Source organism: Bacillus sp. S/N-304-OC-R1, from assembly GCF_019749375.1.
Lineage (GTDB): Bacteria > Bacillota > Bacilli > Bacillales > Cytobacillaceae > Cytobacillus.
Genome location: NZ_JACWFE010000024.1, coordinates 301,770 through 327,027 on the forward strand (window position 1 = coordinate 301,770; position 25,258 = coordinate 327,027).

The window sequence follows — 25,258 nt, forward strand, 5'->3', positions numbered from 1 at the left end:
TTTTACTTGTAAAAATTTTTCGAATCATCTCTCATTTAAAAAAAGCTTACCAAAAACGGTAAGCTTTCTAATTTTAACGGTATTGTACTTCACAGCGATAAATACGATTTCCTCTACTCGAGAATTTCTCTTCGTATTCAGTCATGATATTTCCTTCAAACCCACTATTATGAAGGTCTAAACTAACATCCTTTAAGAGCAGTCCGTATTCAGAGAAGCTCATGAGCGAGAATTCGAAAAGACCTTGGTTATCAGTTTTAAAATGGATTTCACCATTTTTCACTAGAATATTTTCATAATTTTTTAAGAAGGTTTTATATGTTAATCTTCTTTTAGCATGACGAGTCTTTGGCCAAGGATCAGAGAAATTCAAATACACTCGATCGACTTCACCCTTCTCGAAAAATTCAGCAAGATCTGCCGCATTTACATTCATTAGTTTTATATTTGTTAATTCATCCTCAATAATTTTATCAAGAGCTGTTACAATGACACTGTCTTGTAATTCAATTCCTATATAGTTGATATCTGGGTTAGCCTTTGCCATCCCTGTAATGAAACGGCCTTTTCCTGTGCCAATTTCTATATGAAGTGGCTGTTTCTTTTCAAATGCCTCATGCCATCTTCCTTTATTTTGTTCTGGGGCAGCTATGACATATTGAGGGTATTGGTTCAGTTTCTCTTTTGCCCACGGTTTATTTCTTTGTCTCATATAGACACTCCTATTAAATAATATCGTTCAAACCATAACATTGATTTATTAATGGTGCAACATGAAAATAAACATCTTAGGTGATGCTGTATTCTATTTAGAATATATCAGTCCATGTATAAATAAAAAAGGGAATTCACAATCTAACAGTGAATTCCTTTGTATTCATCCAGCCGTTCATATAAGCAGGGAGGGATCAAGTTGCCAATAAGTCAGCAGGATAAAATGAATTTATTAAAAGATATATTAAACAATCATCAGTTGGATTGCTGTGGATCAGTTTCTGAATGTGAACAATTAAAAAGGCTTGTCAAATCATTAATGATGCAGCCCGATTTAGATCAGCATGCTCAAACGGTATTAGAAGAAATTTATCATTACAGTCAGCTAGGAAGCCAGTCCGCTCAATTAGATAATCACATAGAAAATCATCAATCTGAGCTTTCACAATGGGTAAATGAAATTGATCAATTCTCGTAAATGTCTGTTAAAAATTGAAGCCATTTCTCCATTTCCTTAAAACGGTGTTTATTTTTATGCCATTGAATGGATGTAAGTGTTTGTGCAATTGCGTACCATTTCATTCTTAGAAGTAAGTTGTCATTTAAAACCCGTCCATATCGGCTGACCCAATTTGACCATTCATTTTTAGGAATATACCAGTATAAAAGCATGCCTAAATCAATAGCAGGATCTGCAATCATGGCACCGTCCCAATCAATTAAATACAACTGGTTGTTTTCTGTAAGCAGCCAGTTGTTATGATTAACGTCACAATGACACACAGTCTTTTCATCGCATTGAATATTCATTAACTCTTTTCTGAGATATTCCATAGATGCTATGACCGTTTTATTCTTCCTAAGCTCCGCATCGATTCTCTCTTCAATCAGACGCAGAAACATATTTGGATAAAGCGGAGATTTGCCTAGTCTTTTTAACATGCCAAGCAAGGGCTTTGAACTATGAATTTTCTTTAGCAATTTTGCTACGCGTTCATTGTTCATTTCAGCCTGTTTAAGCTCTCTGCCATTCATCCATTGCTGGGCAGTGATGACATCACCATTTTCAAGCCTTTTCGTCCATATAAGCTTAGGAACAATTCCCTCTGCTGATAATACCGCTAGAAAGGGCGACGAGTTCCTTTTGAGGAATAAACTCTGCTCTTCATGCTTCGCAAAAAAAGCCTTCCCTGTTGCACCTCCAGCAGGGACGATCTCCCAGTCTTGTCCAAATAAGTGTTCCAACATTGTTCACCTGCAATTTAGTAAGCCATTTATGCAAATAGCTAATATAGAAAAGCTAAAAGCGCCACATCCAAGGAATGATGACATTTGCTAAAACACCTGAAGCTAGCTGCTTTAAGCTAAACATAAAAAAGCATAAGCCCATCATGATGATCATACATAAAGGCTACCAACTGCTTTTAATGAAAATAATCCCTACTGCTGATATAAGAAATAGAAGGCGGACTAAACAGCAAGCCCGCCATTACGAATATACAAAAATAAAGGAAATACTCATTTTACTAATTATTATAAGAAAAAAAAGCTATTGAATCACATGTCCCCCAATAGCTATCTTTTTAAATTTTATCTCTTACTAGGTTTTTTCGTCAAGTCTATTTATTTCGTTCATAAAACAGTTTTAGTGCAATCAATTAATCTCCTAAACTAGCAACAGAAGACGTCACTTTGCCTCATTTGAATTTGTTTCTTCTCCTTCGTTTACATGACCATTGATGATAACCGGCAAATTCCTATGACTTATGTTAATTTGCACGGGAGTCTTTCCAATATCTTCTCCGTCTGCATGGACATGTAGAGGACTATTCGAGTTAATTTGTATACTCCTCCCTGTTAATAAGGAAACCTCCTTAAAACGGGTATGTCCACCCCAAAATACAGTCATAAAAACAAGCAATAACTTCACTCTAGATAAGTTGTGAACAACAGTTATATTTAGTTTTCCGTCAACTGGAGAAGCTTCAGGTGATATTTTCATTCCACCGCCATAAAAGGGCTGGTTTGATACTGTTACAAACCAGGCAGAACGGAAATCATAATCAGCGCCGTCAATCCTTACATTTATTAGTGATTTTTTATACGTGAACAAATTTATCAATAGAAAATAAACATAAACAAATTTGCCAAGTGCTAGTCGGTTTAAAATACGCTTAATTTTCGACTGGTTCACCTGTTTCGAAATTAAAGCATCAAAGCCTGCACCCATATTATTGATAAAAAAGAGGTTTTCCTCCTGTTTATTCATTATTATACCAGTATCAACGAAAGTAATTTGTTCCTGATCTAATTGTTGTAATAGAGCAGTTAGTGCTTGCGTTGGCTTTTTAGAAATACGAAACCCTCTCGAGAAGTCATTACCCGATCCTCCGGGAATAAAAGAAACGATAACATTCGGAAAAGGGGCAGCACCATTAATTACCTCATGAATGGTGCCATCACCGCCCACTGCTATCATCATGATTTTCTTTCCTTCAGTTTTAACTGCAAGGGATTGAACAATTTCCTTAGCATGACCCCGATACTCTGTAAAAAAAGCCATGTATGAAATCTCTTTTTCTAGCAGAATGCTTTCAAGCTTTCTCCATACCTTTTTGCAATAACCGTTTTTCGCTTGGGGATTAATAATAAAGTAAATATTCATATCATCAGCCTTTTCATGACATTGAAATATTAATCCTCATCTGATAGCTCCCATTCGAGCCTTCTAATCGATGTTGTTTGGCAATATTGAAGCAACGCCTGAGCTCCTTTGAGCTGGTTATGTTTTAATGGGGAACGAAGACCTCTCATATTATTAAACCATTCTTCGTAATTTCTTTTTTCAATGAGCTGGACATCAAAAGGAACTGCTGGAAAATCAATATATCCATTACGACATAGTACAGCCTTGTAGATGGGCAAATCAACTTCATTTAACTGAAAAATTTGCTGAACAATTTTCCCTGTTCGATTTAATGCAAGAATCGGATTTAATATTTTTTTCTCCGGTCCTTTACCGCGTTTAATCCAGAACCGCTCTTTTGATCCAATAAACACAGCAAGGTCCTCTTCCTCCAAAAAGCTAATACACCAAACCCCTGTTGGGCTGACAATGATTGTTTCGAGTTCCACCGGTGCTTTTTTTAATAAAAATAGCGGATGATATAGAACTAAAAATGTATCAGGGAATCTCTGAAGAAAGAACTTTAGTTTCTCATCGTAATAAAATCTTTTCTCTATGAAGGATTTTTCAGTCAAAGTTGAGCTCGCCCATTTCATTTGAAAGCGAAAAATCTGATCAAGAAACTGATATTTTAATTCCTCTAACGTATCCGGACGGTAGGAAAAGCTTGTTTGAAAATCAAAATTTTCCTCTTCAGCATCTTTTTCATCATCCATGCCATCCTCATCAATTTCAAACAATTCATCATCATTCGATTCTGTTTTGCCAAACTTCAGGAACCCTTTTAATTTATCGATAAAAGGCTGCTTAGTATCTTCAAGCCAATCGTTCGGATCCTGCTGCGCTTGAAACGGATCTTGAAAAACGGTGGAATCATCGTTCTCCCAAGCTGTTTTTAACTTACTCCATTGCTGCTTTTTAAGTCTGACATAACGTGAAGGATATAAATAAATATTTTGTTCATAACGTGAAACATAATCCTGTAATTTTATTAACTGTCCCATTAAATATGCCCTGCCTTGTCTTACTCCTGTGGCCTTATTTTCAATCAAGAAAAATAAGACCATTAAAGTGAATTTATATTTAAATTATTCGCCCTCTAATGGAAAAATGGCTATCTTTTCATATTTAGGGGTTTTATCTAAATGTGTTTGATATAAAACGACCTCAGATGCTGTAAATTTTAATGGGCAATCCATGAATGGGTTGTTTTCTTCTAACCTACTTGCATGCAAAGGAGCACTTCCTGCCCATTTTCTAGCTAATGTGATGTGAGGCTTGAATGGCCTTGTTTCCAATTGAAACCCTGCTTCAGTACATGAAGAAAAAACAATATCCCGAATTACTGAAAGCCGCTTCTCTTTGTATGTATCAGCCCAAAATATCCTTGGGGAATCCGGCCTTCCAAATACACCAAGCCCAGTAATCTGGAGCGGGAAAGATTTTTGATCCTTAATCCCTTCACCCACCAATTTTTGTGCCTTTTGCAGCTTATCATTTGGTGCTGATCCGAGAAAAGCTAAAGTAATATGGTAATCTTCATGATGGACCCACCGTTGAAATGAAAGATTCTCTTTTATTATCGAACATTCTTCCTTTAATTTTAGCTTTGTTTCAATTGGTAAACTGATCGCAAAGAAAAAATGTGTCTGCTTTTCCATAAGATCCTCCAAATAAAGTTATTTTGAAAAAACTTTCAACCTGCTATGTACTAGTTTACTCAAAACAGAAGCTTTTGAACAAACTATAGCATAATCACTCATTCATAAAAAAAAAACAGCTAATTCACATTGATTAGCTGTCAACATCTTTAATTTATCTTCCTGGAAGTTTATCCAAATAACGAATGGCTTCTTCCATTGTTTTAACAGGGACAATTTTCATTTTGTAGCCCCTCTTCTTCACTTCATCTATAGCATCTTTTTGGTTTGTGTCTGTAGCTTGTATATCTTGAGGACAGAAAAATATTTCTATCCCCTCTTTATGTGCAGCAATAATTTTGTCACGAATTCCACCGATTTGTCCTACATTCCCATCCAAATCTATCGTTCCAGTACCTGCAATTTTATACCCTTTTGTTAAATCACCTGGAGTAAGCTGGTTATAAATTTCTAATGAAAACATAAGACCTGCTGATGGACCTCCAATATCAGATGCCTTTATATCCACTTTTCGGTCAGTCGCGATGGAAACTTGATCTTCCAGCATGATGCCAAGCCCAGCTTTATTTGTACTTTGCTCTAATTCTATCAATTCAACATCGATTAAACTCTCTTTTTTTCCGCGCTTGTAACCGATACTTACTTTGTCTTTTGGCTGTTTATCAGATAAATATTTTAATAGGTCAGACCTTACCTTCAAAGGATGTCCATTAATTGATGTAATCACATCTCCTACATGAAGAACCCCTTTAGCTTTCGACTCCCCAAGGATACTAGTAATAATGATTCCTTCATCTATTCTATCTGCCCTTTCCCCTGCCGCTTTCATACTAGAACTTATGGCATTCTGCTGAGAGGAATCCATCATATGTTTTAACAGACGATCATACTCCTCATCTGATAAATCACCTTTAACTTGCTCAGCCTTACGAATTTCTGTATACGGAGCAAAAAGTCCGTAAATTAAGTAATAGATATTACTAGCATCTACTGAAAGAATTGTCGTCAGATAAAGACCGCCATCCTCCTCTTTATCACCATTTTCAACGTTCACTCTTGTGGCTAGTTCCTCTGCTGAACCTGGCTGATAAAGGTAATAAGGGGTTGGAATAATCAATGTTAGGATAATGATTAGCAATAACCCTAATAAAATTCTTGTTCTTTTATGCTTAAGAGTTACTTTCATAGTTTCCCCACTGCTTTCACTTAACTTGATCTATTGTCTTCAAGAAGAAGAACCAGCATAAGCTGGTTCTTCTCATATTATAAACTGCCGCATTCGTTTTCAATTGCTTTTTCAAATAGTTCTTGTAGCTTTCTTGTTAACGAGCCTGGTTTTCCATTCCCGACTTTTTGATTTTCTATTTCGATAATTGGCATAACCTCTACAGTCGTTCCTGACAGAAACACTTCATCTGCTTGTTTTAATTCTTCTAAAGTAAAGGCTCTTTCTTCAACAGGAATATCGTTTTTACGGCAAAGCTGCAGGACTTTTTGTCTGGTAATTCCATTCAGAATTAGGTTATTGGCTGGATGGGTAATCACTTTTCCATCTTTAATAATAGAAACGTTTGAAGAACTTCCTTCTGTTACGATTTCCCCTCTATGTTGAATAGCTTCAAAACAGCCAGCTTCTGCTGCCCTTTGCTTCGCCATTAAATTCCCTAATAGATTAAGACTTTTTATATCGCAAAGCAGCCAGCGAATATCCTCCAGCAATATCGTCTTCACACCGGATTCCATATTCTCTGCTGGTCTGTCAACAGCTTTTGTATTCGCTACAAACGAATGTGCTACATCTGAACTTGGGAATGCATGATTTCTAGGTGCAACTCCCCTTGAAATTTGCAAATAAATAGTACCAAGTGTAAGATTATTTTTCTCTATTAACTCAGTAAGCATCGCTTTTAATTCTTGTACAGTATACTTAATTTCCAAGCCAATTTTCTTGCCGCTTTCCATGAGACGTTCCAAATGTTCTTGGCCAGTAAACATCTTCCCATTGTAAACGCGAATAACTTCGTATACCCCGTCTCCAAACTGATAACCGCGATCCTCAATGTCAACTTTCGCATCCGAACGACTAATAAATTCTCCATTTACGATGACATACTCCATATGTGTCGCCTCTCCCCATATTTTCGAATCTAATCACTTTCGGAGCAATCTTACCAGAATTTTCACTTATTTGGCAAGTTCAAAAATGGCTTGGGCATAGATTGCTGTTGCCTTTAGCATATCATCAATCTCAATGTATTCATCCTTTTGATGAGCGACATCCTCTTTTCCAGGGAATAATGGCCCAAAGGCTACACCTGATTTTAAGGAGCGTGCATATGTTCCACCGCCAATAGATAGCAATTCTGCATTTGTGCCTGTTTGGTCTTCATATACTTTCTTCAATGTTTGAATTAAGAAATCATTTTCATCCACATGATGCGGCTTGGAATCAGTAAAATTCTCTAATGAAAAACCTTCTTGTTCTAACAAGCTTTCCAGCTTCTCTTTAGTTTCTTCCATTTTGTTCGTAACTGGGTAACGTAAATTCAATCCAAGACTTCCGCCATCTAGGTGAGAAAAATGAAGCTTTCCTACATTAATAGTCAGATCTCCTGTAATAGCATCTGAATAGGCAATCCCAAGACTTTTGCCTCGCGAATCTTCCCAGAAGTATTTAGAAACAAACTTGAAGAACTTTTTTGCTTTATGGTCAATGTTTAATTGAATTAAAAATTCAGCCAAGAAAAGACCGGCATTTTTACCGTGGTTAGGCTCCATTCCGTGTGCGGAAACTCCTTCGGCCTCTAAAATTAATTCACCATTGTCTATGTAATATTTCCCTTTTAACTCATACTGATTAAGAAAGTTTGTATACTTTTGGATAATTTCTGTTGATTCATACTGTACGATTAGTGCAGCCTTTGCAAAGTCAGGCACCATATTATATCTTCTGCCTGATTGGAAGTTTACTACTTTTACTTGAACATCCTCCTCTTCACTCTCTCTTGTATTTTGAACAATATCAAATCCGGAAATTCCCTTTTCTGCATAAATAATTGGAAAATCAGCATCCGGGGCAAACCCCATTGCTGGCATTTCCTCATGTTTAAAATAATGCTCAACACAGCGCCAATCACTTTCTTCGTCTGTTCCAATGATCATTCGAACTCTCTTATTAAGGGGCAGCCCTAGCTCCTTCACAATTTTCATAGCATAATAAGCAGCCATCGTTGGGCCCTTATCATCAATAGCGCCTCTAGCATATAATTTTCCATTACGAATTTCCGCCCCGAATGGATCGCTTGACCAGCCATCTCCTTCCGGTACTACATCAACATGGCAAAGAACTCCAACAATCTCTTCCCCTTGTCCAAATTCCAAATGTCCCGCTAAATTTCCTACGTTTTTTGATGTAAAGCCATCTTTTTCACCAAGCTTTAGCATAAAGTCTAGCGCTTCCTTAACCCCAGCTCCTAGTGGCGCTTCTTCTATCGCATTATCCTCATCCAATACACTCTTAATTTGCAAAAGCTTTTTCGTATCTTCAAGTAATGCTTCTTTTCTATTTTCCACTTCTTGCTTCCAATTAATTGTATTCATTGTAACTCCTCCTTTAACATCCACTAATCTGTATCTGGTATCACCAATATTTTCTGTCTTATTATAACTCTCTTTCTTTTAGAAAACACAAACATGACTTTAACACAAACTTATTTGAACATTCCTGGCTGAATTCCAAAATAACCCATGGCCAGCAGCCAAATCGAAATAAATATACTAAGGATAAGAATAGCTAGAATAAATAACACTCCAATCGCCATTTTTCTAGCTGTGAAGTAAAATGGACTTTCACTGTATTTTTTACCAAGTGGGGTCGATGTAATAATCCGCTCCCAAACAAGTGACAGCCATGAATACGTCATAATAAGAAATCCTGAAAAAATGAGGGCTTTCATCCAAATTGGAGGAATAATAATAATGGCGGCAGTTGTAACAGAAATGATCTGAACATACCCTTTAACATAAGTGAAATTCCGAATAAAAATCTTTATAAATAGCTCAATAATTCCGTTAACCTTTGACCGCTTATTAAAAATCCGCTTAGATTCTCTAAAAAATAGTGATTTTCTTCTCTTTGAAACAACTGGCATTTCAATTTCATAGGAAAAGGAAAAGATTAAGTTAATATTCTTCATTTTATCTTCATTGCCAATTGATATATCCTCATCAATGGTTGAAATTTTCTTAAACATGCTTAAGCTTCGAAATATTGTTGAAGTCAAAATAAAACCGCTGTAAACGTAGATTGCTGCAAATGAGCCATTTTCCCAAAGATAGAATATTAGCCGGATTCCCCATCCTAATAATACAAATCCTAATAATCCTGCCGTTATCTTCTTAAGTTTAGATTCAATTTTCCTCAAGAAATACTTTATTAGCATAATCGCTGGATTCATGGAAAGAAAACAGATGAACACTGTCAGGATTTCCTGCCAATCCAGCAGATAATAATTTCGCAAAAATGGAAGAAAGATTAGAATCGCTACTGCCATTTGCAATGTTTGAAAAGCAACCGAGTAAGCATAGCCCCAATTCTTCATTCCGATAAAAATTCGCTTGTATTTGATGAGAAAGACTTTGTCCCCCTCCTGAACAAAAGTACGTATATTCCCACTCCAAGCAAGGGCATAAAGAAAATAGAATAACAAAATTAGCGGTATATTGTTAATCCACTCTGGAATCTTCAGCCACCAAGACCGGTAAATCATAAGAAAGAATACAGTTGCCGGAATAAAAAGATATAGAATAATCGTCCAATCTGCGATTGATCGAATAACTCTGTATTGGTACTTCCATCCTCTTACTAATCGACCCAAAAAAATGTGCCAGCTACTCATTGGCTTGACCTTCCGCAATCAAATGAAAACAATCGTATAAAGACCCATTTTCAAGATGACATTGATTTCTTATTTCATCCAACGTTCCAGCAGCCCGAATCTCTCCATTATGAATAATTAAAAACCGATCACAAACCTTTTCTGCAGTATCCAATACATGGGTGGACATAAGAATGCCCGCTCCCCGCTTTCGTTCCTGTTCGATCGATTCAAGAAATAGCTTCATAGCATTTGGATCCAAGCCAATAAATGGTTCATCAATAATATACACATCAGGATTTGTAATCATTGATAGTATTAGCATTGCTTTCTGCTGCATCCCTTTCGAATACTTGCCAGGAAATTCATGAGCATGCTCTGCTAATTTATATTGCTGGAGAATGCTGTTTGCTTGTTTTTGATATACTTTATCATCTAAACCCTCTACTGAAGCAATAAAATCCAAATGCTCCCATAACGTCAGTTCGTCGTAAAAAATCGGCCGTTCTGGAATATAAGAATATTTAGTATCCGGCTTAAAGAATACCTCCCCTTTCACATGCTCAAGTAATCCTAGGACTGTCTTGATCGTTGTGCTTTTTCCTGCTCCATTTGGCCCAATTAAGCCAATTAGTTCTCCTTTCCCAACCTGAAATCCGATATTATGTATAATTGCTTGATCTTTTTCATAGCCTGCCTGCTTAATATCTACTGTTAATAGGTTCATTGTTTCTCCTCCTATTACTTTGTACGAATAAATAATAATATAGTTTCTCGTTTTAGCTAATTACATCCCTAGGAGAAAAAAAAGCCACTCTATATAAAGAGCAGCTTGATGTTTATTATTTGAATAAATTTATAATATCTTTATTGCCATAATCAACAGCATAATCGTAGGCTGTTTTTCCATCTGAATCTGTATAGCTAGGATCCGCCCCATTTTTCAATAAAAGCTTTGCCATCTCAACATCATCATTATAAATCGCATTAATGAGCGGACTCGATTCATAGATATCAATGGCATTAGGGTCCGCCCCATTTGCGAGAAGCAGTTGTGCTGCTTCCATGCTGCCGTTATAAACAGCCCAATGAAGTGCAGTAGATCCCTCTGAATCTTGCTCATCGATCTCCACGCCATCTGTTATTAACGTTTGGATTGTGTCCACATCGTTTTCACTTGCAGCATTCATTAAAGGAGTAGCCCCCTCGATTCCAGAAGCCATTTCATTCCAAAGGTCTAGTTTTTCAACTGCTTTTATCCCAACAAATATTCCAACGGACAATACAGCCACAGCAGCGGACGCTCCAATCATTCCAATCCAAATCTTTCCTTTTGGTTCCTTCAATTCAGGAGTTGAATCCTCAGCGAAGAATCGGGATAATGCATAGATTCTTTTTGGCAAATGAGGATGGGTGGACAGCTTTTCATTTAACCAGACAAAAAATCCATGCTCGGTTTGAAGCTGTTCCATGTATGCCTGCTTATTTACTTTTGGATATAATTCTTTTCCAATGGCGAGCATCGTTAAAGCATCCTTTGCTGATTCGAATGACTGGATGTAAAAAGCTGCATAGCGATCACAAGTATATTCACACGCTCTTAAATAAGCATTTCCTAAAAAAGGAACCCACATGGCCGGCAGCAATAAAAAGCTAATTAGCACATGCTTCCTCTTTAAATGGGCAAATTCATGAGCGAGGACAAATAATACTTCCTTTTCCGCATTCCGCTCAATCAATTCAAAAATACCTGAATATAAAACTACCATGTTTTTGCGGAAAAACCGTGTGGCAAATGCATTTAAGACTCCTTCTGATTCGATTACATATAGATCAGGCATTGTTGTAAGACCCATATCTTGTGCTGTCATTATAGCTTTTTCGTAAAGCTCAGGAAATTGAGATTCGCTAATCTTTACCCCGTTCCGTCTAATCCCGCCTATCATAATTCCATGTAATACAACTGACAAGAGAATAAGTATCAATATGAAGATAATACCAATAATCGAAAATGCTAAAAAAATGTACGCTAAAATACTAAATAAAGCAATAAACCCAAAATATATATTTTCTTTCGGAAATACGAGCTGATCCCGTAAAGAGTGTTCTTGCAAATTCCTTCAATCCTTCCAGTTATTCTCCACTCAAGGTTTGATTATATAGGAATATTTTCCGACAAGATACGGGAAGTTTATCCCATTTTGAATATTCTAAACATAGGACAACCCATTAACACCATAGTATAAACTAAGAAAATAAAGAAAGGAGCGGTTTATTAAACATTTGTAAATAATACTATAAAGTAGAAATTATCAAAAAATAGGGGTACAATGTATACGAAGGGTGATATTTTGGAAAAAACACTGTAATTTGTAAAGGAGATGGCTGTGGAAAAGAAAACTACATTTGCTTGAAGACATATACTTCTTCAGGCGGAGCTGTCGTTTGCAGGTATTTGCCATTGGTTTGAAAAAAGGATAGGGAGTGGTTCTTTGAAACCTTCAACTAACCGGATGTTAAACCGTATCAAATCCATCTACATGTTTATCAATAAACACGGAACTGTAACAACAGGGGAGCTTGTAGAGGAATTTGGTATTACTCCTCGCACCATTCAAAGAGATCTAAATGTTCTAGTGTATAACGATCTAGTGAAAAGTCCCACACGCGGAAAATGGACAACGACTAAAAGAAAAGTAAAAATCTCATCCTAATATAGCATCACATAAAAATCGCCTGCTGTCGGCGATTTTTGTTTGGCTGATTAAAGCCAGTTTACCTTCTTTATTTTCTGCTACTTATAAAGTATAAAAATAGGCATTCGCTTGGAGTAGCAACGAACGCCTTTATTTCTAAACCTCATATTCCATTAGTTCGGTTATTTCCTCTTCTGTTAATTCCCGATATTCTCCGAGTTCCAATGTTTCATCAAGTTTAAGCGGCCCCATGGACATCCTTTTCAGATATATGACCCGTTTCCCTACGGCTTCAAACATTCTTTTCACCTGATGAAATTTTCCTTCTGTAATTGTCAGCTCAATATCAGAAGTTAAACCAGATTTTAGGATTTTTAATTCCCCAGGTTTAGTATGATATCCATCATCTAAAACTACACCTTTTTTAAAGGCTGCAATATCCTCATCCGTTACTTCACTATTAATCACAGCAAAATAGGTTTTAGGCACATGTTTTTTTGGTGAAAGCAGGCGGTGGGCCAGCTGACCATCATTTGTTAACAGCAGCAGACCCTCCGTATCCTTATCAAGCCTTCCAACCGGAAACGGGGAGAAAACTAAATCCCCTACCTCTAATAAATCCAAAACCGTTTCATGCTCTGTATCTTCTGTAGCTGATATAACACCTTGGGGCTTATTCAGCATTAAATAAATAAATTCCTTATATTCTACGAGTTCTCCGTTAACTGTTACCCGATCTTGTTCAGGGTCAACATGCTGTTTAGGGTCCTTTACCTTTAGATCATTGACCTCAACAACGCCATCCTTTAAGAGCTTCTTCACATCTTTTCTGCTTCCAAAGCCTAAATTGGCCAGCATTTTGTCTATGCGCATGCTATCTCTCCTACCATTTTTATGCTTTAAGCCTCAGCTTTTTCAATATCCGGTCCACTTTGTCACCTAATAGGAAATAAATTAATTTTGTTTTCAAGCTTAAGTAGAAGTAGATGCCGGCACCGACTGCTGCACTGATGATTACAATAATGGCCGCTGAAAAATTTGATGTCGGTGATAAAAATAAAGTAAGCAGCTTATAAACGATTCCTGTTCCTATAAACATGATCGTTGTAATTAAAACTATTAATAAACTTCTGCGAAACACAAGTTTAAATGGATATTGGGCAAATATTTTTATTACTACTAAATTAATTATGATTGCTGCAGCATAACCAATTGCCGTTGCAACGATTGCACCTTCTGTTTCCATTAGTTTTATAAGCGGAATATTTAAACTCAATTTTATTAATAACCCTACTAGTAAGCTTAACACTGTGAAACGCTGTTCATTGATTCCTTGCAAAATTGCGGCTGTCACTAAGAAATAAGCAAATAAAACAGCGACAGGCGCATACGTTCTTAACACTTCAGTTCCTAGATCATTGTGATCATAAAACAATGTAAATATCGGCTCCGCTAACATTGAAAGACCAACTACTGCTGGAAGAGTCAGAAATAATACAACTTGAAACGCCTGATTTAATTGATGGTTTAAACTAGCGCGGTCTTCATCAACAAAAGCTCTTGTAATAGATGGTACTAAAGTTAGCGAAAAGGCAGTTGCTAATGAAACTGGGATAATAACAAGCTTATGCGTTTGCATTGTTATTACCGCAAAGGCTGATTCTGCATCATCATAATCAATTCCAATAGATTGCATCGTTTTAATAAACGTGAACTGATCAACAAATTGGAAGAGAGGATTTGCAATCCCAACAAATACAAACGGAGCTGCATAGATAATAATTTCTTTATACATCTCTTTCAGTGAGATATCGACTGTCCCTTTATCTTGTAAAAGTAATTCATCCAAGTTAGATCTTCGCTTATACCAATACCAGATCAAACTAAATAGTCCGCCTATAGCACCGATAAAAGCAGCAAAGGTCGCTACACTAACTGCTTGAGTGATGGACCCCTTCATAAAATGCAGAACGACAAATGCACCCGCAAGCACAAAGGTAATTCTGACAATTTGTTCGATTACTTGTGAAACAGCTGAAGGCCCCATTGATTGATGCCCCTGAAAAAAGCCGCGAATCAAGCTCATAATGGGAACAAGAATGAGAGCAAAACTAACTGCTCTGATAACAGTTGTTACATCTTTTACATTGGCTTCTACATTTGAAGACGTACTCATTTGGGCGATAAAAGGGGCAAAAAAGTATAATGCCAGAAAGGACAGAAAGCCTGTACACATCATTATGATTAGCCCTGATTTAAATAGCTTTCTCCCTACTGCATACTCTTCAAGAGCGTTATATTTTGAAATAAATTTCGAAACAGCCAGCGGTACACCTGCAGTTGCAATACTAATGAAAATGGTATAAGGAATATAGGCAAAAGAGTAAAGGGCGTTCCCCTTATCTCCAACGATATGATAAAAAGGAATTACATAAAGAAGCCCTAATACTTTAGAAATTATTGTACCAAGGGTTAAAATAAACGTTCCCCTTAAAAGCTTAGATGACATAAATTAAATCCCTTCCTTTTAGATAAAACCACACTTGTTAACCTTTATAATCGCAATAATCATTACTTAAAATGTATATTAAAAAAGCAACAAATTCATTATTATATTTTTCACTTACTCACTCATTAATCTTCTTTCCTAAAATGGCACACTATTTGTAGTTTACTCTTCTTTACTCAGGATTGCTACCTAGAGTACGCAAATCAAATGATAAAAATTTAATAGAAAAGCTAAACAAGATAGCTAGGTTATGAAACTGCGCTCGTTTCGTATATAATTGATAGGATGCAAAGACTTAAATAGTAAGTTGGTGAACATATGAAGTACGATGTAATTGTAATCGGCGGCGGTCCTGCTGGCCTTATGGCAGCAATCGGCGCAGCTGAGCAGAAAGCAAAAGTGATGCTGATCGATAAGGGGGACAAGCTTGGCAGAAAGCTTGCCATTTCAGGCGGAGGCAGATGTAATGTAACGAATAGACTCCCTATCGATGAAATTATTAAGCATATTCCAGGAAATGGACGGTTTTTATACAGTGCATTTTCACTTTTTAGCAATGAGGATATTATTGAGTTTTTTGAAGGCTTAGGCATAAAGTTGAAGGAAGAGGATCATGGAAGAATGTTTCCTGTAACAGATAAAGCGCAATCTGTTGTTGATGCCCTCATATCTAAACTAAAGGCTTTAAAGGTTGATATTAAAACAAATAGTCCTGTTAAAGATGTCTATTATAGGAATGGCACGGTGAAATCAGTTGAATTAAAGAGCGGAGAAAAGTATGAGGCTGATGCAGTTGTTTTGGCAGTTGGCGGAAAATCTGTACCTCATACCGGTTCTACAGGTGACGGTTATGCCTGGGCTGAAAAAGCCGGTCATACCGTGACAGAATTATTTCCTACTGAAGTTCCTGTCACCTCAACAGAGCCTTTTATCAAGGAAAAAACACTTCAAGGCTTGTCCCTTCGAAGTGTAGCATTAAGTGTATTAAATCCTAAAGGAAAAGCATTGATCACGCATAAAATGGATATGATTTTTACTCATTTTGGTGTAAGCGGACCTGCTGTTCTTAGATGCAGCCAATTTGTGATTAAGGCCATGAAAAAATGGGATTTAAAAGAAGTAACAATGAGTATAGACGCCCTTCCAGATCAGAAGGAAGAGTCTTTATACCAAGATATAATAAAGGATCTTAAAGCTGAGCCTAAAAAAAGCATAAAGAATTTACTAAAAGGTATTCTTCCAGAAAGATATCTTCTCTTCCTTTTAGAAAAAAGCGGAATTGATCCAGCCTCACAAGCTGCCAATATTTCGAATGAAAAAGTAAGAAGTTTTGTTCACAGCTGTAAAGACTTTCAAATTAAAGTGAATGGAACATTGCCGCTTGAAAAAGCTTTTGTTACTGGCGGAGGTATTTCTGTAAAAGAGATCGATCCAAAAAGCATGGCTTCAAAGCTAATGAACGGTTTGTTCTTTTGCGGCGAGATTCTCGATATTCATGGCTATACCGGTGGATACAATATAACTTCTGCACTTGTAACAGGAAGACTTGCCGGCATGAACGCAGCCTTGAGTGCGAAAAAATCTTAACATATAGAGCCTGAACTCAATCAGGCTCTATATATGATCATAGCTGAAAAACAATAAATCTGCTCATCTTCATCCTCTTGAACAGCGGCAATATTATACTTTATATCTACAAGTTTCTTCTCTTCGATTTTTTCTAGGAACCGATTCATCGACAATTCAAGGTCCTTCTCATGCTCGTGATCAAATAACTTCACTTTTATCATGAAATTCATCCCCTCATTATTTTTTTACTTATTATAGACAGAATTATCAGTTTTTATAATAATGAGCAGTCCATTTTCATAAATAATAGAAAAGGAAACATATATTGTCTGCGAGCGGAGGATTCCTCCTCAATTGTTGGCTTTTTACATTGTCTATTTTTAAAGTTTCCGATAGAATTCTAATGTTATAGATCGATTAAAAGGGGTCCTTATTTTGAAAAATGTTTTCTCTAAACTATTTAGTCAATACTGGAATCCTTATTATGCAATAGGGATTGCAGGTGTGTTAAGCGCTCTCTACTTTGGCCTGACAAATACGGTCTGGGCTGTGACCGGAGAGTTTACCCGATTGGGCGGACATATCCTGATGTTGTTCGGAGTTGATATCTCCAACTGGGAATATTTTAAACTTGTCACTATGAATGGATCTTCATTTGAAAGAACGGATGGCTGGATTGTCTGGGGTATGTTTATTGGTGCATTTATTACCATTCTATTAAGCAATAATTTTAAAATCAGAATACCTAAGCAAAAGAGAAGGCTGTTTCAAGGATTAATTGGAGGAGTTATCGCCGGGTTTGGTGCCCGGTTAGCTCTAGGCTGTAACTTAGCGGCGTTTTTTACAGGTGTTCCTCAATTTTCCTTCCATTCCTGGATTTTTATGATTGCTACTGCTATCGGAACATATATTGGCTTTAAAATTGTCAGCATGAAATGGTGGAAAGGCAAGCCTGTTCTAAAAAAAGGAAATTCTGCTGCCGCCATTGTTAAGGATAGAAAAATCATTCAGCCTAAGATTGGGATGATAATCGCGATATTTTATGTGATTCTGATCATATCATTTTTCATGTCCGGAAAAAGTTTGCTAGGCATCTCGGCTATTTTTGGGGCAGCCTTTGGTATATTAATAGAGAGAGGTCAAATCTGCTTTACATCGGCTTTCAGAGACCTATGGGTTAGCGGAAGAGCTACGATGACAAAAGCAATAGCAGCCGGTATTGCAATAAGCACTGTATTTACTTTTATTGTCATAATGGTTTACGGCTTTGAACCGATTACAAAGATAGCTGCTCCAAGCACTTTTATTGGTGGACTATTATTTGGTTTAGGCATTGTTCTGGCAGGAGGCTGTGAAACAGGAATGATGTACCGTGTTATGGAGGGACAGGTTTTATATCTGTTCGTTTTTGCTGGCAACATTATTGGCGCAACCTTCCTAGCCTATGGTTGGGATCATTTAGGCATTTTTAACGCGCTTGTAAAGAGTGGTTCAAAAGTAAATCTACTAGCAGCAATCGGTCCAATTCCTGCATTGGTGGCGACTTTAGCCATGCTCGGACTTTGGTTTGCTGTTGCTGTATATTGGGAGAAACATTACCGGTTTGGAACTGGATTTAAGAAAGGAGCGAATAAGCAGCATGGTTATTGATTATACACTTGATTTAAGGGGAGAACCTTGTCCTTTTCCTGTTATCTATTCATTAGAAGCACTGAAGGATATGAAAAAAGGGGAGATATTACAGGTCATTGCTGACTGTCCGGCTTCTTTTAAAAATGTACCCGAAGAAGTATTAAAACATGGCTATACTTTAGCATCTGAACCATATAAACAAGGGCAGGATTTGTACTTCCTCATTCGTGCTTAAATAGAAATGGCTGATTCCTTTATTTGGGATCAGCCATTTTTTTATCTATTAAGCTAGCATTAATTTTTCTAATTGGAGCGGTTCAATATATACGCCATCTTTATACGCCCTCATATTGCCGCCAGATATTTCATCGATAAGAACGATTTGCTTATTGTCTCCGACTCGTCCGAATTCAAATTTAATATCGTATAAATCAATTCCTTTGTTTGCAAGCTCCTCTTTTACAACTTGCCCGATTTGCTTCGTTAAATCTTCTAACACCGCATATTCAGCCTTTGAGAGGATTCCAAGCATATCAAGTGCATCCTCGCTTATCGGCGGGTCTTGACGCTCATCGTCCTTAATTGTTACCTCTACGAAAGCATCCAAAACTTGTCCTTCTTCTGCATACATCCCATACCGGCGAAGGAAGCTTCCAACTGCCCGATAGCGGCAAATCACTTCAAGGCCATTGCCAAAAACAGTGGCTGGCAAAACGGTCATCGTTGCTTCTTCAATATTAGCGTCAACGTAATGAGTTGGAATGCCTTTTTCCTTTAAAATTTCGAAAAAGTATTTTGTAAGACTTAATCCAGCACGTCCTGCTCCTTCTAAAGTTAATCCTACAGTATTTGCACCTGGATCAAAAACACCATTTTCCCCTGTGACATCATCTTTAAACTTTAATAAGTAATTTCCGTCCTCTAATGCGTATACATCCTTTGTTTTGCCCTTATAAATAGGATTCATTGCCAGTCCTCCCCCTAATGCTATGTGCCTCTTTAACTATAATTCATTCTTTTTCAAAGAATCAATATAAAAAAAAGATTCACCCCCAATTCAGGAGTGAATCTTTCAAATTATTTTACGATAACCTCTCCAGCCCAATTTAGCATGCCGCCAACCATGTTTCGAACTTTAAATCCTTGATCCTGTAAGTAGTGGCATACATTTTCGCTGCGTGCCCCTGAGCGGCAGATGAAGATATATTCCTTTTCTTTATCAAAATAATCAAGGTTTTCCGGAATCGTTCCCATCCGAATATGCTTAGCTCCTGGAATTATCCCTTGAGCCACTTCCTCATCTTCCCTAACATCAACAAGCTCAAGTTTTTCGCCAGCTTCAAGCTTTTTTTCTAATTCCTCAGTAGTAATAAATTCAATTGTCATGTAATACTTCCTCTCTTTATCAAGGTGTAATTTCCTTATGTTTATAATAAAAAACATCCTCCAAAAAGGCAATTGGAGGATGTTTTAATGTGGGAATTCGGGACCCTGCCCTATGCCCTTAGTTTGCTACAATATTTACAAGTTTTCCTGGTACGGCAATAACTTTGCGTATAGTTTTACCGTCAATTTGTTCTTTTACAGTTTGGTCGTCCATGGCGATTTTTTCAAGGGTATCCTTTTGAGCGTCAGATGGTACAAGCAGCTTTGCTTTTACCTTGCCGTTAATTTGGATAACAATTTCCACTTCATCATCGACTAGTTTCGCTTCATCAAATGCTGGCCAAGCTTCATATGAGATTGTTTCGCTATGCCCAAGCTTTTCCCAAAGCTCTTCAGCCATGTGAGGAGTAATTGGTGAAAGTAATTTCACAAAGCCCTCCATAAAATGTTTCGGAAGAACTGTTTTTGTTTTGTACGCTTCATTAATGAATACCATCATTTGAGAAATCGCTGTATTGAAACGAAGGCCCTCGTAGTCCTCTGTCACCTTTTTCACTGTTTGGTGGTATACCTTTTCAAGATTGCTTTGTTCGTCGCTCTCTTGAATCAGCGGATTAATGTCACCATTTTCCTCTACAAACAAGCGCCATACACGATCAAGGAATCTTCTCGATCCGTCTAATCCATTAGTAGACCAAGCGATGGAAGCGTCAAGCGGTCCCATGAACATTTCATATAAACGAAGAGTATCTGCTCCATGACTTTCAATAATGTCGTCTGGGTTAACTACATTCCCTTTTGATTTACTCATCTTTTCATTGCCTTCACCAAGAATCATCCCTTGGTTAAATAGCTTTTGGAACGGCTCCTTCGTATGAACTACCCCAATATCATATAAAACTTTATGCCAGAAGCGGGCATATAGAAGATGTAGAACGGCATGCTCTGCACCGCCAATATAAATATCTACCGGCAGCCATTGCTTTAGCTTGTCTGCATCAGCCAGTGCTTCACTGTTATGCGGATCAATATAGCGTAAATAATACCAGCAGCTTCCTGCCCATTGCGGCATTGTGTTTGTTTCTCTGCGTCCTTTTTTGCCCGTTACAGGATCTGTAACATTCACCCACTCTTCAATGTTGGCGAGCGGAGACTCACCTGTTCCGGATGGCTTTATTTCAGTTGTTTTTGGAAGAATTAATGGCAGCTGTTCTTCTGGGACAGCTGACATTGTACCATCTTCCCAATGAATAATAGGAATTGGCTCTCCCCAATAACGCTGGCGGCTAAATAACCAGTCACGAAGGCGATAAGTAACCTTTTTCGTACCAATTCCTTTTTCCTCTAACCATGTGATCATTTTTGAAATAGCTTCTTCTTTATTTAATCCATTTAAGAATTCTGAATTCACATGTTCGCCGTCACCAGTGTATGCTTCTTCCTGAACATTTCCACCTGCTACTACTTCGATGATTGTCAGATCAAATTGCTTAGCGAATTCATGGTCACGCTCGTCATGAGCAGGTACTGCCATAATGGCGCCTGTTCCATAGCTTGCTAATACATAATCAGCGATCCAGATTGGCATTTTTTCGCCATTTGCTGGGTTAAGGGCATAAGCACCAGTGAATACCCCTGTCTTTTCTTTTGCTAAATCTGTTCTTTCCAAGTCACTTTTCAATTTCACTTTATCTAAATATGCCTGAACAGCTTCTTTTTGCTGTGCAGTTGTGATGTTGTCAACTAATTCATGCTCTGGAGCAAGTACTGCATAAGTTGCACCAAATAAAGTGTCAGGACGTGTTGTAAATACTTTGAATGTACCTTCATTGCCATCGATTTGGAATGTAACCTCTGCACCTTCGGAACGTCCAATCCAGTTGCGCTGCATATCTTTAAGGCTTTCTGGCCAATCAAGTAAATCAAGGTCTTCTAGAAGACGGTCTGCATATTCCGTGATTTTTAACACCCATTGTCTCATCGGTCTGCGTTCAACCGGATGGCCGCCACGCTCACTTTTCCCGTCAATAACTTCTTCGTTTGCAAGAACAGTTCCAAGTGCCGGACACCAGTTCACAGCTACCTCATCAATGTAGGCAAGCCCCTTTTCATAAAGCTTTAGAAAAATCCATTGCGTCCATTTATAATATTCTGGATCAGTCGTGTTCACTTCACGATCCCAATCATATGAGAAACCAAGTGCTTTGATTTGACGGCGGAATGTATTAATATTCTGTGCTGTAAATTCTGCCGGGTCATTTCCAGTATCTAATGCATATTGCTCTGCGGGAAGACCGAAAGCGTCCCATCCCATCGGATGTAGAACATTATAGCCTTGCATCCGCTTCATCCGTGAAAGAATATCAGTAGCCGTATATCCTTCTGGATGCCCTACATGAAGCCCAGCTCCAGATGGGTACGGAAACATATCAAGTGCATAAAATTTACGTTTTCCTTTATCTTCACTCGTTTTAAACGTTTTATTGTCTTCCCAGACGGTTTGCCATTTCTTTTCAATCTCTTGGTGATTGAAACTCATTGCCTTTTCCTCCTAAACAATAATTTGAATTTTCAAACAATCAAAAAAACCTCTCATCCCTATAAAGGGACGAGAGGAATATGTATATTCTCCCGCGGTACCACCCACATTAGTGACAAAGTCACTCGCTTCATTATCCTTAACGCGGAGTACGGCAAGTATTACTTTGTTTCACACTTGCTGCTCAAAGGCGAGTTCATGGTCTACCTGGTTGACTTGCACCACCCGTCAACTCTCTAACTTCAGGCTAAAACACATTACTACTCCTTTTCTTAGCATATAAATATATATTAGTGCTATTGTATTAAATTTCCCGCAAAGATGCAAGTAGGTATAAATGGCGGAAAAGATAAGCAACTGACATCAAAATAAGTATATAAAAAATTTTAATATCTAACTTATGCAGTAGTTAATAAAATGTGCAAAGAATATTAAAAAAGGACAGTAAAAATACTGTCCTCCTCGTCACTCTATTGCACCGTATAACCGCCATCAATAACGATTGCCTGCCCTGTAACACCTTTTGCACCATCGCTTGAAAGGAAAATGGCATAGTCCGCTATCTCTTCAACGGACAGAAGCCGTTTTTGCGGAACTAATGGAAAAATAACCTCTTCGAGCACTTTTTCAAGCGGAACATTTCTCGTCTTAGCTAGATCTGTTAATTGATTTCGCACAAGTGCTGTGTCTACATATCCTGGACAAATTGCATTTACGGTAATTCCTTCACCTGCTGATTCTAATGCAGCCACTTTAGTTAAACCAATCACTCCATGTTTCGCACTATTATAGGCTGCCTTCCCGGCAAATCCCACAAGCCCATTAATAGAAGCCATATTAATGATTCGTCCGAATTGCTGTTTTTTCATAATTGGCAACACATGTTTAATCGCCATAAATGGTGCCGTCAGCATCACTTTTATTAGAAATTCAAACTTTTCTGTTGGAAAGTCTTCAATATAGGATACATGCTGTAAGCCTGCGTTATTGATGAGTATATCTAAACTCCCAAAATATTGGACTGCTTCCTCTATGCAAGATTGAATATCACTTTCTTTCGTAACATCACATTTTAATCCAAGCGCATCATAACCTTCATTTTTTAAAGCGGTTGCTGCTTCTTGAACTTGTTTTTCCTGAATATCTGTTAAAACAATTTTTGCCCCCGCTGCCGCAAACTTCTTACCGAGCTCAAACCCGATTCCTTGTGCAGCCCCGGTAATAAAAACTACTTTTCCTAGAACCATTATAGAAACTCCTTTCTGCAAGGACATAGGGACGGGTTCATTGTCCCTATGTCGATCGGGGACAGTGAATCCGTCCCAATTAAATTCCTAAGCCAAGGGAGAATAATACGATTGCTAACGCAACTCCAATGGCTGGAACAATGACTGTTAATGCTCCAACTCCCCAGTATGCATCTTGATGAGATTCACCGCATATCGCACGAACTGTAGTCACGACATATCCATTGTGAGGGAGTGAATCCAGCGCTCCAGATGAAATGGCTACTACCCTGTGAAGTGCTTCCGGATTCACGCCCATATCCATGTAGTGCGGGGCCAGTAATGGAAGTGCAATGGCCTGACCGCCAGAGGCAGAACCTGTCATACCCGCAATCACACTAACTGCGATAGCTCCGCCAATTAATGGACTGCCTGGAATACTCGTCATAAAATCAACCGCAGTTGTAAATGCTGGCACAGCTTTTGCTACTCCTCCAAAGCCAACAACAGCTGCTGTATTTCCAATGGCAATTAACGCACCAAGTGTTCCTTCTGATACTGCATCCCAGAAATTCTTGAAATAATTTCTGTTTAATAAATACGTTGCAATAACGCCGCCTAATAATGCAATAATAAGTGCAGATTGCTTCAGTGAATCATGGAAAATGAATGAAATAACTAATACAACCAGCAGTGGTACGATACCCATAATTGGATTTGGTAAATTTTTTGCTTCCATAACAGGATCAGATTCTCTGGAAACAAAGGTTTCTCCTTTTTGAACAGCTTTTGTAATCATTCTCTTCAGCCACCAGTAGCCGAAAACCATCATAAAAATGGCTACAATTGCACTGACTTCCCACCCTGCCCATGGAGACGTATTCAAAAATTCTATTGGAATCCAGTTTTGAATTTCAGGTGAACCCGCAGAAGTCATTGTAAATGTAACAGACCCAAAGGCAAGGGCTGCCGGAATAAATCTTCTCGGAAGATTTGCTTGCTTAAATAAACTTAAAGCCATTGGATATACAGAGAACGCAACAACGAATAAGCTTACTCCGCCATATGTTAAAATGGCACAGGCTGCAACAATCGCCAGAACTGCATATTTCATGCCTAACTTATCAACAACGAATTTTGAAACACTATCCGCCGCACCGCTATCCTCCATTACCTTTCCAAAGATAGCTCCCAGCAAGAACATTAAATACCAGGATGTAACGAAGCCGGAAAACCCAGACATATAGTTACCTACAAGATTTGCTTGGCCTTCAGCAGCGAGCTGTGGAAAAAACGGCATTCCGCTGAATACTGCTACGAAGATTGCTGATAATGGCCCAGCAACAAGAAGGTTCATCCCCCTCATCGTTAAAATGATTAGCAAGGCTAATCCTCCTACTAATCCAATCATGCTTAGCATATTCTTTTTCCCCCTTTAAAAAGTTTATTTTTAATTGCAAACAGCATTGTTTGAAGCTCAGCTTCACTCCCTTCAAATGATAGCGTTTTCATATAGGGCTATAGTCACCTAAAATAAAATGATGTACTTGCCTATAATTAATGCAAAATCCATGCCAAGATTTAGAATGTTATAGATTAGCTAATTTGTGAACATTTTGTTATCGTTTTTTCCAGAATTCCGGAATTGATTATTAGTAGTTTTATTATTTTAATAGAGTAGTTTTCAGACAATTGTGAACACCACTTCATTTATTGGTGCTGCATTTAATAGAAAAAGGAAAGTCCAGAAAACTGGACTGGAT

General features: G+C 37.8%; 24 protein-coding genes and 1 other annotated feature. Of the genes, 5 read left to right on the top strand and 19 right to left on the bottom strand.

The window, feature by feature from the left end:
* Positions 1–73: 73 nt before the first annotated feature.
* Entirely contained in the window at positions 74–712 is a 639-nt protein-coding gene (gene trmB, locus H0173_RS19905) for a tRNA (guanosine(46)-N7)-methyltransferase TrmB (protein WP_221848510.1), read from the bottom strand.
* A gap of 201 nt (positions 713–913) precedes the next feature.
* Between trmB and H0173_RS19910 the strand changes: the two genes are divergently transcribed.
* On the top strand, positions 914–1,192 hold the full coding sequence (locus tag H0173_RS19910; RefSeq protein WP_221848511.1) for a YtzH-like family protein: 279 nt from the start codon (positions 914–916) through the stop codon (positions 1,190–1,192).
* Here H0173_RS19910 and H0173_RS19915 read toward each other — a convergent pair.
* The 10 genes from H0173_RS19915 to H0173_RS19960 form a co-directional block, all read right to left on the bottom strand.
* Positions 1,180–1,959: a phosphotransferase family protein gene (locus H0173_RS19915; RefSeq protein ID WP_221848565.1), complete on the bottom strand. Its 780-nt coding sequence runs from the start codon at positions 1,957–1,959 to the stop codon at positions 1,180–1,182. The genes H0173_RS19910 and H0173_RS19915 overlap by 13 nt on opposite strands.
* A gap of 442 nt (positions 1,960–2,401) precedes the next feature.
* Positions 2,402–3,379 carry a diacylglycerol/lipid kinase family protein gene (locus H0173_RS19920; RefSeq protein WP_221848512.1) on the bottom strand — a complete coding sequence of 326 codons (978 nt, stop codon included), beginning with the start codon at positions 3,377–3,379 and terminating at the stop codon, positions 2,402–2,404.
* Between the two features lie 29 nt (positions 3,380–3,408).
* On the bottom strand, positions 3,409–4,404 hold the full coding sequence (locus tag H0173_RS19925) for a nuclease-related domain-containing protein (protein WP_221848513.1): 996 nt from the start codon (positions 4,402–4,404) through the stop codon (positions 3,409–3,411).
* Positions 4,405–4,488: 84 nt separating this feature from the next.
* Entirely contained in the window at positions 4,489–5,061 is a 573-nt protein-coding gene (thpR, locus tag H0173_RS19930) for an RNA 2',3'-cyclic phosphodiesterase (protein ID WP_221848514.1), read from the bottom strand.
* Between the two features lie 154 nt (positions 5,062–5,215).
* On the bottom strand, positions 5,216–6,247 hold the full coding sequence (locus H0173_RS19935) for a SepM family pheromone-processing serine protease (RefSeq protein ID WP_221848515.1): 1,032 nt from the start codon (positions 6,245–6,247) through the stop codon (positions 5,216–5,218).
* Positions 6,248–6,324: 77 nt separating this feature from the next.
* Positions 6,325–7,179, bottom strand: a complete 855-nt coding sequence (gene dat, locus H0173_RS19940) for a D-amino-acid transaminase (RefSeq protein ID WP_221848516.1) — start codon at positions 7,177–7,179, stop codon at positions 6,325–6,327.
* A 66-nt stretch (positions 7,180–7,245) separates the two neighbouring features.
* The gene (gene pepV, locus H0173_RS19945) at positions 7,246–8,661 is read right to left on the bottom strand and encodes a dipeptidase PepV (protein WP_221848517.1); all 1,416 of its coding nucleotides are present in this window, start codon (positions 8,659–8,661) and stop codon (positions 7,246–7,248) included.
* Between the two features lie 110 nt (positions 8,662–8,771).
* Positions 8,772–9,959 carry an ABC transporter permease gene (locus tag H0173_RS19950; RefSeq protein WP_221848518.1) on the bottom strand — a complete coding sequence of 396 codons (1,188 nt, stop codon included), beginning with the start codon at positions 9,957–9,959 and terminating at the stop codon, positions 8,772–8,774.
* Positions 9,952–10,665: an ABC transporter ATP-binding protein gene (locus H0173_RS19955; protein ID WP_221848519.1), complete on the bottom strand. Its 714-nt coding sequence runs from the start codon at positions 10,663–10,665 to the stop codon at positions 9,952–9,954. The genes H0173_RS19950 and H0173_RS19955 overlap by 8 nt, the downstream gene beginning before the upstream one ends.
* A gap of 115 nt (positions 10,666–10,780) precedes the next feature.
* On the bottom strand, positions 10,781–12,052 hold the full coding sequence (locus H0173_RS19960; protein ID WP_221848520.1) for a M48 family metallopeptidase: 1,272 nt from the start codon (positions 12,050–12,052) through the stop codon (positions 10,781–10,783).
* A 378-nt stretch (positions 12,053–12,430) separates the two neighbouring features.
* Here H0173_RS19960 and H0173_RS19965 point away from each other — a divergent pair, with 378 nt between their 5' ends.
* A complete protein-coding gene (locus H0173_RS19965; RefSeq protein WP_221848521.1) occupies positions 12,431–12,652 on the top strand; it encodes a DeoR family transcriptional regulator in 222 nt (73 codons plus the stop codon).
* Positions 12,653–12,790: 138 nt separating this feature from the next.
* Here the strand turns inward: H0173_RS19965 and H0173_RS19970 are convergent, their stop codons facing one another.
* Both H0173_RS19970 and H0173_RS19975 read right to left on the bottom strand, forming a co-directional pair.
* On the bottom strand, positions 12,791–13,507 hold the full coding sequence (locus tag H0173_RS19970; protein ID WP_221848522.1) for a pseudouridine synthase: 717 nt from the start codon (positions 13,505–13,507) through the stop codon (positions 12,791–12,793).
* A 19-nt stretch (positions 13,508–13,526) separates the two neighbouring features.
* On the bottom strand, positions 13,527–15,143 hold the full coding sequence (locus H0173_RS19975) for a putative polysaccharide biosynthesis protein (RefSeq protein WP_221848523.1): 1,617 nt from the start codon (positions 15,141–15,143) through the stop codon (positions 13,527–13,529).
* Positions 15,144–15,461: 318 nt separating this feature from the next.
* On the opposite strand from H0173_RS19975, the gene H0173_RS19980 reads away from it, so the two are divergent.
* Positions 15,462–16,730 carry a BaiN/RdsA family NAD(P)/FAD-dependent oxidoreductase gene (locus tag H0173_RS19980; RefSeq protein WP_221848524.1) on the top strand — a complete coding sequence of 423 codons (1,269 nt, stop codon included), beginning with the start codon at positions 15,462–15,464 and terminating at the stop codon, positions 16,728–16,730.
* 20 nt (positions 16,731–16,750) lie between these two features.
* Here the strand turns inward: H0173_RS19980 and H0173_RS19985 are convergent, their stop codons facing one another.
* On the bottom strand, positions 16,751–16,933 hold the full coding sequence (locus H0173_RS19985) for a sporulation protein Cse60 (RefSeq protein ID WP_221848525.1): 183 nt from the start codon (positions 16,931–16,933) through the stop codon (positions 16,751–16,753).
* A gap of 214 nt (positions 16,934–17,147) precedes the next feature.
* On the opposite strand from H0173_RS19985, the gene yedE reads away from it, so the two are divergent.
* Positions 17,148–18,362: a selenium metabolism membrane protein YedE/FdhT gene (yedE, locus tag H0173_RS19990; RefSeq protein WP_221848526.1), complete on the top strand. Its 1,215-nt coding sequence runs from the start codon at positions 17,148–17,150 to the stop codon at positions 18,360–18,362.
* Positions 18,352–18,579, top strand: a complete 228-nt coding sequence (gene yedF / locus H0173_RS19995; protein WP_221848527.1) for a sulfurtransferase-like selenium metabolism protein YedF — start codon at positions 18,352–18,354, stop codon at positions 18,577–18,579. The genes yedE and yedF overlap by 11 nt, the downstream gene beginning before the upstream one ends.
* A gap of 48 nt (positions 18,580–18,627) precedes the next feature.
* On the opposite strand, the gene H0173_RS20000 is transcribed toward yedF, so the two are convergent.
* The 5 genes from H0173_RS20000 to H0173_RS20020 form a co-directional block, all read right to left on the bottom strand.
* On the bottom strand, positions 18,628–19,311 hold the full coding sequence (locus H0173_RS20000; RefSeq protein WP_221848528.1) for a phosphoribosylaminoimidazolesuccinocarboxamide synthase: 684 nt from the start codon (positions 19,309–19,311) through the stop codon (positions 18,628–18,630).
* Positions 19,312–19,421: 110 nt separating this feature from the next.
* Positions 19,422–19,730, bottom strand: a complete 309-nt coding sequence (locus H0173_RS20005; RefSeq protein ID WP_221848529.1) for a rhodanese-like domain-containing protein — start codon at positions 19,728–19,730, stop codon at positions 19,422–19,424.
* 118 nt (positions 19,731–19,848) lie between these two features.
* Positions 19,849–22,269: a leucine--tRNA ligase gene (gene leuS / locus H0173_RS20010; protein WP_221848530.1), complete on the bottom strand. Its 2,421-nt coding sequence runs from the start codon at positions 22,267–22,269 to the stop codon at positions 19,849–19,851.
* A gap of 62 nt (positions 22,270–22,331) precedes the next feature.
* Positions 22,332–22,552, bottom strand: a binding site (T-box leader).
* 187 nt (positions 22,553–22,739) lie between these two features.
* Complete coding sequence (locus H0173_RS20015) at positions 22,740–23,516, bottom strand: 3-hydroxybutyrate dehydrogenase (protein ID WP_221848531.1); 777 nt, start codon at positions 23,514–23,516, stop codon at positions 22,740–22,742.
* A 79-nt stretch (positions 23,517–23,595) separates the two neighbouring features.
* On the bottom strand, positions 23,596–24,915 hold the full coding sequence (locus H0173_RS20020; protein WP_221848532.1) for a GntP family permease: 1,320 nt from the start codon (positions 24,913–24,915) through the stop codon (positions 23,596–23,598).
* Positions 24,916–25,258: the final 343 nt, after the last annotated feature.

Excerpts from the sequence above, each read along its gene's own strand:
- trmB (WP_221848510.1), bottom strand. The coding sequence starts at position 712 with ATGAGACAAAGAAATAAACCGTGGGCAAAAGAGAAACTGAACCAATAC.
- H0173_RS19920 (WP_221848512.1), bottom strand. The coding sequence starts at position 3,379 with ATGAATATTTACTTTATTATTAATCCCCAAGCGAAAAACGGTTATTGC.
- H0173_RS19925 (WP_221848513.1), bottom strand. The coding sequence starts at position 4,404 with ATGGGACAGTTAATAAAATTACAGGATTATGTTTCACGTTATGAACAA.
- thpR (WP_221848514.1), bottom strand. The coding sequence starts at position 5,061 with ATGGAAAAGCAGACACATTTTTTCTTTGCGATCAGTTTACCAATTGAA.
- H0173_RS19935 (WP_221848515.1), bottom strand. The coding sequence starts at position 6,247 with ATGAAAGTAACTCTTAAGCATAAAAGAACAAGAATTTTATTAGGGTTA.
- dat (WP_221848516.1), bottom strand. The coding sequence starts at position 7,179 with ATGGAGTATGTCATCGTAAATGGAGAATTTATTAGTCGTTCGGATGCG.
- pepV (WP_221848517.1), bottom strand. The coding sequence starts at position 8,661 with ATGAATACAATTAATTGGAAGCAAGAAGTGGAAAATAGAAAAGAAGCA.
- H0173_RS19950 (WP_221848518.1), bottom strand. The coding sequence starts at position 9,959 with ATGAGTAGCTGGCACATTTTTTTGGGTCGATTAGTAAGAGGATGGAAG.
- H0173_RS19955 (WP_221848519.1), bottom strand. The coding sequence starts at position 10,665 with ATGAACCTATTAACAGTAGATATTAAGCAGGCAGGCTATGAAAAAGAT.
- H0173_RS19970 (WP_221848522.1), bottom strand. The coding sequence starts at position 13,507 with ATGCGCATAGACAAAATGCTGGCCAATTTAGGCTTTGGAAGCAGAAAA.
- H0173_RS19975 (WP_221848523.1), bottom strand. The coding sequence starts at position 15,143 with ATGTCATCTAAGCTTTTAAGGGGAACGTTTATTTTAACCCTTGGTACA.
- H0173_RS19980 (WP_221848524.1), top strand. The coding sequence starts at position 15,462 with ATGAAGTACGATGTAATTGTAATCGGCGGCGGTCCTGCTGGCCTTATG.
- H0173_RS19985 (WP_221848525.1), bottom strand. The coding sequence starts at position 16,933 with ATGATAAAAGTGAAGTTATTTGATCACGAGCATGAGAAGGACCTTGAA.
- yedF (WP_221848527.1), top strand. The coding sequence starts at position 18,352 with ATGGTTATTGATTATACACTTGATTTAAGGGGAGAACCTTGTCCTTTT.
- H0173_RS20000 (WP_221848528.1), bottom strand. The coding sequence starts at position 19,311 with ATGAATCCTATTTATAAGGGCAAAACAAAGGATGTATACGCATTAGAG.
- H0173_RS20005 (WP_221848529.1), bottom strand. The coding sequence starts at position 19,730 with ATGACAATTGAATTTATTACTACTGAGGAATTAGAAAAAAAGCTTGAA.
- leuS (WP_221848530.1), bottom strand. The coding sequence starts at position 22,269 with ATGAGTTTCAATCACCAAGAGATTGAAAAGAAATGGCAAACCGTCTGG.
- H0173_RS20015 (WP_221848531.1), bottom strand. The coding sequence starts at position 23,516 with ATGGTTCTAGGAAAAGTAGTTTTTATTACCGGGGCTGCACAAGGAATC.
- H0173_RS20020 (WP_221848532.1), bottom strand. The coding sequence starts at position 24,915 with ATGCTAAGCATGATTGGATTAGTAGGAGGATTAGCCTTGCTAATCATT.